At 66.3% G+C, this 13,456-nt stretch carries 13 protein-coding genes; 4 read left to right on the top strand and 9 right to left on the bottom strand.

The features are described 5' to 3' along the window. Positions 1-226: 226 nt before the first annotated feature. Complete coding sequence (locus AC1DDA_RS13805) at positions 227-1,432, top strand: MFS transporter (protein WP_476796147.1); 1,206 nt, start codon at positions 227-229, stop codon at positions 1,430-1,432. Positions 1,433-1,438: 6 nt separating this feature from the next. Here the strand turns inward: AC1DDA_RS13805 and AC1DDA_RS13800 are convergent, their stop codons facing one another. Together AC1DDA_RS13800 and fliI are read right to left on the bottom strand one after the other, a co-directional pair. Next, the gene (locus tag AC1DDA_RS13800; RefSeq protein ID WP_476796146.1) at positions 1,439-1,792 is read right to left on the bottom strand and encodes a DUF1304 domain-containing protein; all 354 of its coding nucleotides are present in this window, start codon (positions 1,790-1,792) and stop codon (positions 1,439-1,441) included. A gap of 34 nt (positions 1,793-1,826) precedes the next feature. Then, positions 1,827-3,173 (bottom strand): flagellar protein export ATPase FliI, encoded by a 1,347-nt coding sequence (gene fliI / locus AC1DDA_RS13795; RefSeq protein ID WP_441511928.1) that lies wholly within the window; start codon positions 3,171-3,173, stop codon positions 1,827-1,829. A 434-nt stretch (positions 3,174-3,607) separates the two neighbouring features. Between fliI and ctrA the strand changes: the two genes are divergently transcribed. Next, positions 3,608-4,309 (top strand): response regulator transcription factor CtrA, encoded by a 702-nt coding sequence (ctrA, locus tag AC1DDA_RS13790; protein ID WP_441511929.1) that lies wholly within the window; start codon positions 3,608-3,610, stop codon positions 4,307-4,309. 158 nt (positions 4,310-4,467) lie between these two features. On the opposite strand, the gene AC1DDA_RS13785 is transcribed toward ctrA, so the two are convergent. The 6 genes from AC1DDA_RS13785 to chpT all read right to left on the bottom strand — a co-directional run bounded on the left by AC1DDA_RS13785 (position 4,468) and on the right by chpT (position 10,769). Beyond that, positions 4,468-5,355 (bottom strand): CheR family methyltransferase, encoded by an 888-nt coding sequence (locus AC1DDA_RS13785; RefSeq protein ID WP_476796145.1) that lies wholly within the window; start codon positions 5,353-5,355, stop codon positions 4,468-4,470. Then, a complete protein-coding gene (cheB, locus tag AC1DDA_RS13780) occupies positions 5,352-6,470 on the bottom strand; it encodes a chemotaxis-specific protein-glutamate methyltransferase CheB (protein WP_476796144.1) in 1,119 nt (372 codons plus the stop codon). The genes AC1DDA_RS13785 and cheB overlap by 4 nt, the downstream gene beginning before the upstream one ends. A gap of 68 nt (positions 6,471-6,538) precedes the next feature. Then, positions 6,539-6,904, bottom strand: a complete 366-nt coding sequence (locus AC1DDA_RS13775) for a response regulator (protein ID WP_038359309.1) — start codon at positions 6,902-6,904, stop codon at positions 6,539-6,541. A gap of 30 nt (positions 6,905-6,934) precedes the next feature. After that, positions 6,935-7,432: a chemotaxis protein CheW gene (locus AC1DDA_RS13770; protein ID WP_476796143.1), complete on the bottom strand. Its 498-nt coding sequence runs from the start codon at positions 7,430-7,432 to the stop codon at positions 6,935-6,937. Beyond that, a complete protein-coding gene (locus AC1DDA_RS13765) occupies positions 7,429-10,035 on the bottom strand; it encodes a chemotaxis protein CheW (RefSeq protein WP_476796142.1) in 2,607 nt (868 codons plus the stop codon). Before AC1DDA_RS13765 ends, AC1DDA_RS13770 begins: the two co-directional genes overlap by 4 nt. Positions 10,036-10,127: 92 nt before the next feature. After that, a complete protein-coding gene (chpT, locus tag AC1DDA_RS13760) occupies positions 10,128-10,769 on the bottom strand; it encodes a histidine phosphotransferase ChpT (RefSeq protein WP_476796141.1) in 642 nt (213 codons plus the stop codon). Positions 10,770-10,895: 126 nt separating this feature from the next. On the opposite strand from chpT, the gene AC1DDA_RS13755 reads away from it, so the two are divergent. Then, positions 10,896-11,729, top strand: coding sequence for a 3'(2'),5'-bisphosphate nucleotidase CysQ family protein (locus AC1DDA_RS13755; protein ID WP_476796140.1), 834 nt, complete (start codon positions 10,896-10,898; stop codon positions 11,727-11,729). A gap of 107 nt (positions 11,730-11,836) precedes the next feature. Here the strand turns inward: AC1DDA_RS13755 and AC1DDA_RS13750 are convergent, their stop codons facing one another. Then, positions 11,837-12,607 (bottom strand): YHS domain-containing (seleno)protein, encoded by a 771-nt coding sequence (locus AC1DDA_RS13750; RefSeq protein ID WP_476796139.1) that lies wholly within the window; start codon positions 12,605-12,607, stop codon positions 11,837-11,839. Positions 12,608-12,688: 81 nt separating this feature from the next. Between AC1DDA_RS13750 and AC1DDA_RS13745 the strand changes: the two genes are divergently transcribed. Continuing rightward, positions 12,689-13,276, top strand: coding sequence for a DUF1134 domain-containing protein (locus AC1DDA_RS13745; RefSeq protein ID WP_441511937.1), 588 nt, complete (start codon positions 12,689-12,691; stop codon positions 13,274-13,276). Positions 13,277-13,456: the final 180 nt, after the last annotated feature.

The raw sequence follows: 13,456 nt of genomic DNA, 5'->3' as shown, positions 1-13,456 counted from the left end.
TCCAACTCCTGATTACGCATTGGCCTCTGCCGACCCCTCGGCGCGGGCCTGAACTCTATCCGCGAGACGTGGCGCAGCATGGCGCAAGGAGGTTGACCTTTCCTTACCGAGACGGGCTGCTTTTTCTGCATGCTCAAGCCGCGTCGCGGCTCCTGCCGCTGCCTGTCGCGATGATCTAGTCACTGAGCCAGCGGCCATTCGGCCCGTTGTCAGCGGATGTCCTGTCTTGGTTGCCTTTCCTCGTTTCGGCGGGCACGGCCCCCTGCTTTTCGGCCTCGCCCTCACGCGCATCATCGGCTGGGGCTCGACCTTCTATTCGCCTTCCGTGCTGGTCAGCGCGCTCGACCGCGATCTCGGCCTCAATGCCGAGATCGTTTTCGGAGGCATCACCATTCTGCTGATCACCGGCGCGCTGGTCGCTCCGGCGATCGGCCGCCTGCTCGACCGCGAAGGCACGCGCTGCTCGATGTGCGTCGGCGCGGTCATCTGCGCGCTTGGGCTCGCCGTTCTCGCCACCGCACAGGGGCCGGTCAGCTATCTCGCGAGCTGGTTCGTCATTGGGCTGGGACATGCGATGTCGCTCGCCAATGTCGGCAACGTCGCGATCGCGCAGCTGATGGGCGAGCGGACCCGGCGCGTCATCGGATTGATGATGCTGGTGACGGGTCTTGCCTCCAGCGTGTTCTGGCCACTGACCGCAGTTCTGCTGGATGCTTTCGGCTGGCGCATCACCGTGCTCGTCTTCGCGGCGATGCAGATCGTGATCGTGCTGCCGATCTACGCCGCAGTCCCACGCCTCCAGCCCGCGCAGCCGGCGGCGAAGGTGACCGGAGCTCTCTCGGCCGGCGAGGAAGGGCGCGTTCCGTCCTCGTCCCGCAAGGCGGCTTTCTGGCTCGTGGCGCTCGCCTTCTCGGCGAGCGGGCTGGTGTCATGGGGGCTGCCGCTGCACCTGATCACGCTGTTCCAGGAGGCCGGGCTGACGCAGGCGGAAGCCGTCTGGATCGCGACGCTGAGCGGGCCGGCGACGATCGCAGCGCGCGCCATCGATGCCACTGTCGGCGAGCGCCTGCCGGCGGAGAAGACCGCCCTGCTCGGCCTGATGCTGGGGCCGGCGCTATGCCTGGTGCTGCCCTTCGTTCCGATGACGATCGGCGCCGCGGCTGGCTTCGTCATGCTGTTCAGCGCGGCGCTGGGCGTGATTTCGGTGGCGCGGGCAACATTGCCACTCGCCCTGTTCGGCCGGAACGGCTTCGCCGCGATGCTAGGCAAGCTCACCGTGCCCCAGAACATGGCCTTTGCCGCCGCGCCGCTGCTCTTCGCAGTGATGGTCGAGCGGCTTGGAGCCGACCTGACGCTGATCGTTTCCGCTGCGATCCAGGCAATCGGGTTCGCCGCGATGTTCGCCCTGGTGCGGATGATGGCGCGGGCCTGAAGCGGCTCAGATACCCATCAGCAGGGCGAGGATGGCGAGGGCCGCCGGCAGCGCCTGGATGTAGAGGATCTTGCGGCTGGCAGTCGCTGCGCCGAAGAGGCCGGCTACGAGGACGCAAGCCAGGAAGAACAGCTTGATCGCGAAGCCCCCGGCACCGAGCCAGAGTCCCCAGGCGAGGCCGGCGACGAGGAAGCCGTTATACAGCCCCTGATTGGCCGCCAGCACCTTGGAGCGCGCCGCAAATTCGGGCGTCAGTCCAAAAGCCTTGTGGCCGCGCGGCGTATCCCACAGCCACATCTCCAGAATGACGATGTAGATGTGGATGAGGGCGACGACGCCAGTCAGAGCCGAGCCGATCATCGATGGGGCATCCTGTGAAAAGGGTGAACCGGCGTCACACGCTGCCGCTCATGATCGCATGGAGGCGCTGATAGCATTCGGGCAAGGGGGTCGCGTCGTCCTTGGCCTGCTTGAGGAAGGCCTCAAGCGCCGGGTGCAGGCGGATTGCCTCGTCGACCTCGGCCGAAGCGCCCTGACGGTAGGCGCCGAGCCGGATCAGTTCTTCCATGTCGGCATAGGTCGCGAGCGTCGCGCGGGCCTTCTGCACGGTCGGGTAATAGGCCGGATCGCAGGAGCGGGGCATGGTGCGCGAAACCGATTTCAGGATGTTGACGGCGGGGTAGCGGCCGCGCTCGGCAATGGAGCGCTCCATGACGATATGGCCGTCGAGGATGCCGCGCACCGCGTCCGCGACCGGCTCATCATGGTCGCCGCCATCGACCAGCACGGTGAAGAGCCCGGTGATCGCGCCGTCTTCTGTGCCGGGGCCCGCTCGCTCCAGCAGGCGCGGCAGCTCGGCGAAGACGGTCGGCGTGTAGCCTTTTGTCGTCGGCGGCTCGCCTGCCGCGAGGCCGATCTCGCGCATCGCCATCGCGAAGCGGGTGACCGAGTCCATCAGGCACATCACCTGCAGGCCACGATCACGGTAATACTCTGCCAGAGTCAGCGTGGTCAGCGCCGCCTGCTTGCGCATCAGCGCCGGCTCGTCGGAGGTGGCGACGACGACGATCGAGCGGGCGAGGCCCTGCGGCCCGAGGTCCTCCTGCAGGAACTCCTGCACCTCGCGGCCACGCTCGCCGACGAGGCCGATGATGTTGACGTCGGCCTGGGCATAGCGGGCCAGCATCGAGAGTAGGACCGACTTGCCGACGCCGGAGCCGGCGAAGATGCCCATGCGCTGGCCGATGCAGCAGGTCAGGAAGGCGTTGAGAGCGCGGACTCCGAGATCGAGCGGCCTGCCGACGCGCCGCCGTTTATGCGCAGGCGGCGGATCGTTGCGGAAGGCATAGAGCGTATCGCCTTGCGGCAGTGGCGGGCCGCCGTCGACCGGCCGGCCGAGCGCATCGACGACGCGGCCGAGCCAGGCGGGGGTGGGGCGCAGGCCGGGCTGAGCGCGGTCGACATGGACCGGGCAGCCACGGCGCACGCCGTCGAGGCCGCCGAAGGGCATCACCAGCGCCTTCTCGCCGGAGAAGCCGACGACCTCGCAGGGAACGCGGGTGCCGGCGGCGATCTCGATGCCGACACGGCCACCCAGACTCATCGCGCCGATCGGTCCGGCGACCTCGACGAGAAGGCCGCGCACGCCGATGACGCGGCCATAGATGCTCACCCCCTCGATGTGCTCTATGGCGGAGGCGAGGGCCGAGAGACGGTCATGGCCGTGCGAGGGGGAATTCATGATGCGATGACGTCCTTGCCGGTCGGCGAGGGGGGCGGGATATTCGGCAAATCGCCCTTGTGGATGATTTGGTAATGGTTCCTAACAAATTGCGCTCATTTACCAGCCGTTAAGCTCTGTGATTAACACTGCAGATCGAGGCTGCCGCGTGTCGCAGGGCCGTTTGGCCCCGTTTCTCGCAGCATCCCTCCGCGAAAGGGCGCTTTTCGCGGGTGAGAGTTCATCGATCCGTGTCAAATTCGACTCACCTCGACAAGGATCGTTCACTTTCTCCGAGGAAGCGCTTGCGCTCGGGAATCACGGTTTGTTAACCAGTTTCCTCGTAGCGTGTCGCGTGGCGTTTCATTGGGCAAGTGCGTCGTCGCCAAGGGCCGGGAAGGTCCGGGCGAAAGCAACGGTTAACCTGCCCTGCGGGCGAAATTGGGGACGTGGACATGCGGGTTCTGCTGATCGAGGACGATAGCGCGACCGCTCAAAGCATCGAGCTCATGCTCAAATCCGAGAGCTTCAACGTCTACACGACGGATCTCGGCGAAGAGGGCGTCGATCTCGGCAAACTCTACGACTACGACATCATCCTGCTCGACCTGAACCTGCCCGACATGTCGGGTTACGAGGTGCTGCGCAGCCTGCGTGTCGCCAAGGTCAAGACGCCGATCCTGATCCTCTCCGGCCTCGCCGGCATCGAGGACAAGGTGAAGGGCCTCGGCTTCGGCGCCGACGATTATCTGACCAAGCCGTTCCATAAGGACGAGTTGGTCGCCCGCATCCATGCGATCGTGCGCCGCTCGAAGGGCCACGCCCAGTCGGTCATCACGACCGGCGATCTGGTCGTCAACCTCGACACCAAGACCGTGGAAGTCGACGCCGCCCGCGTCCATCTCACCGGCAAGGAATACCAGATGCTGGAGCTGCTCTCGCTCCGCAAGGGCACGACGCTCACCAAGGAGATGTTCCTCAACCATCTCTATGGCGGCATGGACGAGCCAGAGCTCAAGATCATCGACGTGTTCATCTGCAAGCTGCGCAAGAAGCTGGCGAACGCGTCGGACGGCAAGAACTACATCGAGACCGTCTGGGGCCGTGGCTATGTGCTGCGCGAGCCTTCCGAGGTCGACGAGCGCATTACGGCCTGACGCACTCTCGTCGCGTGCCCGTCATCGGGCAGTCACGAAGCGGTGGCATACAAGTTTTGACCTGATCGTCGGATGTACACGACAGGTCGACGGGACCCCGCCGCGAGGCGGGGTTTTTGTTTTGGCGCCGACGGTGCCGATGTGGCGATGTCCGGCGCTCAGGCGCGCCAGCCCGCCAGCGGTTGCGCAAAGCTTCGATTGGCAAGCGGCGCGGCGCTGCGCGGCTGCGCGGCGAGGGCGGCGTGGCGGTAAAGGCCCCGGTGCTCGGGGTCGCAGGTCAGCCTGGTGGCTAGCCCGAGGACCGTTTCCGCTGCGCCGAGAACGAAAGCTCCGTCGGGGACGAGGCGCGGCGTCAGCAACTCCAGCGCCTTCACCTTCGTCGGCACATCGAAATAGATCAGCACGTTGCGGCAGAAGATGATGTCGAACCGGCCGAAATGATCGTTCCGCTCCAGCAGATTGTGATGGCGGAAATCGATCATGCGGCGCAGCCGCTCCGAGATCTGCCATTTGTCGCTGCGCTGCTCGAAATGCTTGAGCAGCATCTGGATCGGCAGGCCGCGCTGCACCTCGAACTGGCTGTAGATGCCCGAGCGCGCTTTCTCCAGGATCTCCGAGGAGATGTCGGTGCCGATGATCTCGACCTTCCAGCCGGCGAGGCGCTCGGCGAGGTCGTCGATGATCATGGCCAGCGAATAGGCCTCCTGTCCGCTCGATACAGCGGCGCACCAGATGCGCAGCGAGCGGCTGGCGGCGTTCGCGGCGATGCGTTCCGGGAGGATCACGTCGCGGAACAGGTCGAACGGCATGCGGTCGCGGAAGAACAGCGTCTCGTTCGTCGTCATCGCATCGACGACAGCGCTTTCAAGCACGCGATCGCGGCCGAGCCGCAACTGGCCGATCAGCGTTGCGATATCGGCGATGCCCCGCCGGCGGCACAGGATGCTCAGGCGGCTTTCCGCCAGATACAGTTTGTCGGGCGTCAGCGACAGGCCCGAGCGCTGCTGCAGCAGCAGCCGCAGGAAGGCGAAATCGGTCTCGGTCATGCCGGCTGCACCCCGCGCACAAGGCAGCGAACCGAGGCGCCGATCTCGTCGAGCGCGATCACGCTGCTGGCATGGCGTGCACGGACGACCGCGCCCGGCATGCCCCAGATCGTGCTGCTCGGCTCGTCCTGGGCCAGAACGGCCGCGCCGGCCTTGCGCAGGGCACCGGCGCCCTCCGTGCCGTCGCTGCCCATACCCGTCAGAACGAGGCCCATCGTCGCAGCGCCGAGATGGCGGGCGGCATCTTTGAACAGCACGTCGACGGCGGGCCGGCAGAAGTTGACCGGCGCCTCGTCACCGATCCGCGCGACGATGTGCCCGAGCCGGCGGTCAATGCCGAGATGGCGGCCGCCCGGCGCGACATAGACGGTGCCGCGCATCAAGCGCTCGCCGTCGAAGGGCTCTCGCGCGGGCACGCCGATATGGCTCGCGATCTGCTCGGCGAAGGAGGCCGTGAACAGCGGCGGCATATGCTGGACGACCAGCGTCGTCAGGTCGTGAAGGCCTTCGCCGATGTCGAACAGCACCTTGGCGACGGCGCGCGGCCCGCCGGTCGAGGCGCCGATCACGAGATAGCGCGGCATCACCGAAACCAGGGGGCGCAGATTGACGGGGCCGCCATGCGGAAGATCGACGATGTCGACCTCAGGCGGCAGCGAGCCGGGGCGTGCCGGCGTATGGGCGATGTTGCCGAGCTTGAGCAGAAATTCGCTGCGGAAATCCAGCGACAGCGTCATGCCGGCGCGGCTGTCGGGTTTCGAGACGACGTCCATCGCGCCCTTGGTCATGCATTCCAGCGCGATGCGGGTGTTGCGCTCGTTCAGCGTGGCGGCGAGGAGGACGCCGGTATTGGGGCTTTCCTTGAGGATCTGCGGCAGTGCCGCAGCGCCGTCGACGCCCGGCATGTCGAGGTCGAGCACCATGACGTCCGGCTTGTAGCGTGTCGCATGGGCCACGGCCGTCTCGCCGTCGCCGGCCACCGCCACGACGTGAAAATGGCCGGCTTCCCCCAGCCAACGGGCGAAAAGCCCGCGCACGACGACGGAATCGTCGGCGATCACGACCGTCTTGTGCCGGGTCGGTGGGGCCGGAAGGGGAAGGCGGGACGCCATCATGCTCATGCTGCTTACTGGATCGGCGGTGCCGTCCGACGGAGATCGGGCATCCGCCCCCGCCGCACTGCTCAGAGCAGGCCGACCTGATGGAACTTGGACGCCACGATTTCCTTGTCGAAGGGCTTCATGATGTATTCGTCTGCGCCGGCATGCATGGCGCGCGCGATATGGGCGATGTCGTTCTCGGTGGTGCAGAAGACGACCTTCGGCCGCTTGCCGCCGGGCATCTGGCGCAGCGTGCGCAGGAACTCGTAGCCGTCCATGATCGGCATGTTCCAGTCGAGCAGCACAGCATCGGGCATCTCGCCCTTGCAGGCATCGATGGCGCGTGCCCCATCCTCGGCTTCGGCGATGCGGAACTGAAGACCTTCCAGGATACGGCGGGCAACCTTGCGGATTACCGCTGAGTCATCGACGACGAGGCAGTACTTCATGGTCTGTCTCCAAAGCTTTGGGGCCGCGCCTCAGGCCGCGGCGGGAAGGTCGAGATCGAGGACTGCATCGAGATCGAGTATGACGAGGAGTTCGTCGGCGAGCCGGTGAACGCCGGTCGCCAACGCGGTCCAGACGCGGTCGAGATGAACGGGCAACGGCTCGAAGGTGGAACGGTCCAGCCGGATCACCTCGCCGACGGCGTCGACGATCAGGGCAAAGGCCTCGCCGCGATGGTCGATGCCAATCGCCGTCAGCTCGCCTTGCCCCTGCGCCTCCGGAACCGTTCTGCCTAGCCGCTTGCGCAGGCAGATCGCCGTGACGATGCGTCCGCGCAGATTCAGCAGACCGACGATCTCGCTCGGTGCGCGAGGGACGAGCGTGATGCGGTCGGTGATGAAGACGTCCTGTACGCGACCGATCGGCAGCCCGAGCAACTGCTCGCCGATGCGGATCGTCACGTAGTCGAGCGAGTCGCCGAAACTGGTCGACGCCGCCTGCTGCGCCGTGTCGGGCACGGGACGGGTCATGCTGCCTGCCTCATATCTGCGCTGCCGGCATTCAGCTCGCTCAGCAGGGCCCGGCGATCGAATTTTGCAACGATATCGTCGAGACCGGCCTGTACGGCCCGCATGTGCAGATCGGGGGTCGCGCAGGTGGTGAGTCCGAGGATGCGCAGGCGCTCGCTGCCGGCCTGCGCGCGCAGCGCGGCGGCGAAGACGAAGGCCGCTTCGGTCTGCCGATCGAGATCGAGCAGGACGATGCTGAACGGCTCGGCGGCTGCAGTGGGATCAAGGTGGAAATCGGCCGCCATGGTGATCACATGGCCGGACGCCTTCAGGATCGGGCTCAGCATTTCCCGCAGGAAATCCGACGGCTCGATCAGCAGGACACGGGCGGATGGAGCCGAGCTGCGCCGCACGGCAAACCAGCCGGGTTCGTTCAGCGGCAGGTAATGGGCGAGATCGACGATATCGGTGGCGCGGCCCCGGATCATGGCCGAGCCGATTACGCCGCGCTCGTGGCTGGCGGCCATTTCGAGGTCGAAACTGTCCTCGACGATATCGACGATGGCATCGACGGCAAGCGCGACGGTCAGGTCGCCGTCCGAGACGATGACGAGTGGCTGGATGCCCTGGCTGCGCAACTGCGTTTCCGCGAGCGGCGTGACGGGTACGAGCCGCCCGCGATAATGCAGCAAAGTGCGGCCGCCGCCGCGCTGGAACTGCTCGGCGTCGACCTCCTCGAGCCTTGTCACCAGCGACAAAGGCAGGGCCTGGAGACTGCCGGCTCCGGTGCGGAAGACGAGCATCGTCGTCTTCTCGCTGGCCTGGGCATGAGGGGCGGCGGCATGCGGCTTCGCCTCGGCCTCGCCCGACAGAACAGCGCCGACCAGGCTGGCGACGCCGTTGGGGTCGACGATCAGCACGACGGCCCCGTCGCCGAGGATGGTATTGCCGGAGAAAAGCGGGATGTGGCGCAGCTTGCTCGACATCGGCTTCACCACGATTTCCTCGGTGTGGAAGACGCTGTCGACGAGGATCCCGAATTGCCGCTCGCCGATCTGGGTGATGACGATGAAGCCCTCACCGTCAGCGGCCTTGGGCGCGCCCATCAGCTCGGGAAGCGAAATGATCGGAAGCAGCCGTCCGCGCAGCCGCAGGACCGGGGCGCCGTTGATCTCCTCGATGCGGTTGTCGTCCCCCGCCTTCACCCGCACGAGCTCGCGCACCGCGATCTGCGGAATCGCATATCGGTCATTGCCCGCCACCACGATCAAGGCGGAGATGATCGCGAGCGTCAGCGGGATCTTGATGGTGATGGTCGTGCCGAAGCCGGGACGGCTTGCGACGTCAATCATCCCGCCGATCGAATCGACATTGGCCTTGACCACATCCATGCCGACGCCGCGGCCGGAAACCGCCGTCACATTATCCACGGTCGAGAAGCCGGGCAGGAAGATGAAGCGGCTGATCTGGGCGTCGCCGAGCTTCTCGATCTCGGCTTCGGTCGCAAGGCCTCGGGCGATGGCCTTGTTCCGGATGCGTCCGACATCGAGCCCGCGCCCGTCATCCGCGATCGAGATCGTGACGGAGCCGCCCTCATGATAGGCGGAAAGCCGGATCGTGCCCTGTTCGGGCTTGCCGGCTGCCCGGCGCTCCGCCGGAAGCTCGATCGCATGGTCGGCGCAGTTGCGGACCATGTGGATGAGCGGGTCCTTGATCAGGTCGAGGATCTGGCGGTCGAGTTCGGTTTCCGCCCCATCGGTCACGAGTTCGATGCGCTTGCCGAGTTCGGTGCTGAGGTCGCGGACGATGCGCGGCAGCTTCGACCAGGCGTTGCCGATCGGCTGCATGCGGGTCTTCATCACGCCGTCCTGCAGCTCGGCGGTGATCAGCGAGAGGCGCTGCAGCGGTGCCTTGAGCTTGGCGTCTTCCTGCTGACGGGAGACATCGAGGAGCTGGTTGCGCGTCAGAACGAGCTCGGAGACCATGGTCATCAGATGCTCGATCGTGTCGACATTGACCCGCAAGGTCGCCGGGCCGCCGCTTCGCGGGGATGACGGGCCATCTTCGGTATGCGGGAGACTTTCGCCGCTTTCGATACGGCCGTTGCGGTCGCGCTGCGGCTCCGGCGCGCTGCGAAACACGATGTCGTCCGTTGCAGCCTTGGCGTCGGCCTGGCCATGCCGGGCGAGATAGGCGGCGACGGGATCGATCGGCGCCTCGGCCGGGTACGCGTGGTCGAGTTCGCCCCTGGCACGGTCGGCCAGAGCCTGCAATTCGTGGATCAGCGTCTTGTCGTCGCCCTCCGGCTCCTGCCCCTTCTCGGTCAGCTCGGCGAGGATGTCCTTGATGCGGTCGATGGTTTCGAGAATGGCGGTGACGGCGCTCGGCTTTACCGTCGCGCCGTCACGGAACTGCCCGATCACCGACTCGGCCGCGTGGGTGAGCGCCTCGAGCCGCGGCAGGCCGATGAAGCCGCAGGTTCCCTTGACGGTGTGAACCAGCCTGAAGATGTTGCGCAGGATATCCCGATCGTTCGGGTCCTGCTCGAAGCGGACGAGCTCCCGGTCGACCGTATCGAGGTTCTCGCCGGTCTCGGTCAGGAACTCTTGCAGCAACTCGTCCATGCAGGAACATCACTCAACGCGAAACCCTCCAGGAACCAAAGCACGAGAAGGGTTTATGATCGGTTGAGATCGCCCTTCGATTGATTTCGGTTTCAGGCCGCCTTGGCTGCCTTGATGGTCACGGTCTCGCCGTCGATCGCGACGGAAACCTCCATCCCTGCGGCACGCGCCACCATGCCGGTATAGACCGGCTGGACGGCATGGGCGTCGATCGTGCCGCCCGGCGCATTGCCGGCGAGCAGTTCCTCGACGTGGGCGGGGATGCGGGCATGCGAGCCGGTGGCCTTGATCTCGAAGCTGCCCTGTTCGCCCTCGACGCTGGCTCGCGAGACAAGCTTGCCGCCGCGCGGCACCGCCTGGGCTGCGATGACCAGCAGGTTCAGCAGGAGCTTGACCTGGTTCTTCGGCAGCAGGGCGCGCGGCGCCTCCCAGTCGAGCGACAGTTTCTCGTCGTTCAGGAAGCCGTTGGCGACGTTGCCGGCATCGCCGAGATCGATCATCGCGCCGGCCGAGCCGGCTGCGCCGAAGGCGAGGCGCGCGAACTGCAGGCGGGCGGAGGCGTTGCGGGCGCTCTTCTTGATGAGCTCGAGCGCGAAGTCGCGCATCGAGGGATCGTCTTCCTCGAGAACCTCCAGAGCGTTGACAATCGCGCCGACCGGGCTGATCACGTCATGGCAGACGCGGCTGCAAAGAAGAGCGGCCAGATCGAGCGAGTCGAGCGAGATGGCGGTCATGGGGGCGAAATCCTGGGATGGCGATGCGCCGAGGGTAGGGCGGCAATGCCGCCAGATATGCTGTCATCTTGGTTTTCATGTGGTTAATCGCCATATACCGGGCCAATGTTCGAAGGATGGGCCGCCATGATCGGCCGCGATGATGCCCGCCTGCGCGATTGCGACGGGCTGGGGCGCAAGCTTGCGGAAGCTGCCAGGATCAGTTCGACCGTCCTGCTGGCGAAGCGGGCGGCACGCGACGTGACGCTCAAGCAGGACGGCTCGCCGGTCTGCTCCGCGGATCTGGCTGCCGACCATGCGGCGAAGGATGCGCTCGCGCGCCTTTGCCCCGGCTTCCCTGTCATCAGCGAGGAAACGGCCGACAGCGTCGCGCCGGGCAAGGTCTTCATCCTGCTCGATCCGCTGGACGGTACGCGCGAGTTCCTGGCCGGCGGCGACAGCTACTGCGTCGCGATTGCGGTGGTCTGTGACGGCAGGCCGATCGCGGGCGCGATTGCTGCCCCGGCCATCGGCCGCCTCTGGTTCGCCGGCCAGCACGCCTATGTGCAGGATTTCGCCGCCGACGGCACCGTGCTCGGGGAAGCGCGCCGCGCGGCGGTGCGTGCCTTGCCTAGCGACGGGCCGGTGGCGCTGGTCAGCCGCTTCCATGGCGACGGCCGCAGCGACGGCATCGCCGCGTCGATGTGCTGCCACAAGGGCATCCCCGTCTCGTCGGCGGTGAAGTTCGGGATGATCGCTTCGGGCGAGGCGGATCTCCATGTCCGCTGTGGCCAGACCATGGAATGGGACATCGCGGCCGGCGACGCCATTCTTTCGGCGGCGGGCGGGGTGGTGCTGACGCTTGACGGCGCCTTGCCGCATTACGGCGTGAGCGAGCGGCAGTTCCGCAATCCGCCTTTCGTAGCGGCGTCGAGCGAGGCGCTGGCGCGGCGGGCCATCGCCGGTGATACCGGCTGCTGAGAGCCTTTTTGAGAATTCCCTGAGCCCTCATTCTGAGGAGTCATTCCCGCGCCTTGCGGCGCTCCTCAGGATGAGGGCTCGGGTCTCCAAAATGCCTCTTGGAGACCTCAGCGGGCGACGAAGCGCAGCACCGATTTCCAGCGATCTTCGGCCTGGGCCAGGAGCGCGGCGCCCTGCAGGAACCGCCGGCGGTTTTCCGCCGAGCGGAACAGAAACAGCCGCGAGCCGATGATCGCGTATTGGCTGGGATCGCTCTCGACGGCGACGCCATTGGCGACGCCCGTCGGGTCGAAGCCGCCGAAAGCGGGCGCGTAGACGCCCGGTGCATCGCGGAAGGCCTCGAGGTTGGCCTGCGAGGCGAAGCGCCAGACGATGCCCTCATGAATCAGCTCGTGGTCCGCGAGGCCGGCCGAGGGCCCATTGCCTAAGCGATAGGACACCGGGTCGAAGCCGTTGATGGCAAGGCCGGTGCGCAGGTCGCGCTGCATCACTTCGCCAAGTGCGGGCAGGCTGGGCAGACCGGCTGGCAGCCCCGGTGCCCCCGTCGAAGCCGGAACAACCGGCTCGGCGGAGGTGGTGTTGGCGGACGTCATGGAGACGACGAGGAAGAGAATGGCAATGCCGGCGCAGGTCGCGCTCCAGCGTCGCCTTGTTGCGGCCTTCATCCCCACAAATCCTCGCAATCCCGCATCCCGGGCCGCTCGGCTCTCCGGAATTTTCACGCCTTGGATAGATTTGCAGCGTATCAAACTGGTTACCGAAATGATTCGTTTTCGCCGGACGTCGTTTTTTCGACGCCGGTGCGAGCGGCGGATAGCCCAGAATCGGCCCGCCGTCCGGTCCGCATCGCGCTTGCCCGGAACAGGTTGCCCGGCCACCGAGGCCGGCGCCGGGAGCCCGGGCGATCAAACCGTTCTGGCGTCCGGCCTGGCCAGACCCTCTGTCCGGAGATCTAGCATATGAACCAGACCCGCCGCAGTCTCATCAAGAGCGGTCTCGCCGTAGCCGGAACGGGCCTCACCGGTCTGTCGGCCCCGGCTTTTGCGCAGAACTACAACGAGCAGCGCTCCTTCTCGCAGAACGAGCTGGTCACGTCCGGCCACAAGTTCTTCGGCAACGTGTCGCGAGGTCTCGCGCTCACCATCGAGGAGGCCGTGCGGCGCTGGGGCGAGCCCAATGGCTATGTGCTCGGCCAGGAGGCCTCTGGAGCCTTCGTCGGTGGGCTGCGCTTCGGCGAGGGCCAGCTCTACACCCGCAATGCCGGCGACCGCAGGGTGTTCTGGCAGGGGCCGTCGATCGGCTTCGACTTCGGCGGCGAAGGCGCACGCACGATGATGCTGGCCTACAACCTGCCGGCGGTGGACGCGCTCTACCAGCGCTTCGCCGGTGTCGACGGCTCGGCCTATTTCATCGGCGGATTCGGCTTCACCGCGATGACGGCGGAGGGCATCACCATCGTGCCGATTCGCACCGGCGTCGGCTGGCGGCTCGGCGTCAATCTCGGCTATCTCAAGTTCACGCCGCAGGCGACGTGGAATCCGTTCTAGCCCGCCGATCTCGAGCGGGTGACTAGAACTGGCCTTGGCGGCGCGGGCGTGGCAGATTCAGCCATCGCCTGTGTCCACGCTTGGTTCGGGAGACCTGGGTCTTGATCGAAGCCGCCATGCTGTTCGCGCTCGGCTTCCTTTGCGCGGCCCTGCTCGCGCTGGCAGCGGTGCCGGCGCTTG

The organism is Allobosea sp. 10N428 (assembly GCF_056394545.1).
Note: the sequence above shows the minus strand (reverse complement) of the source record. Positions and strands in the feature narration are given on the sequence as shown.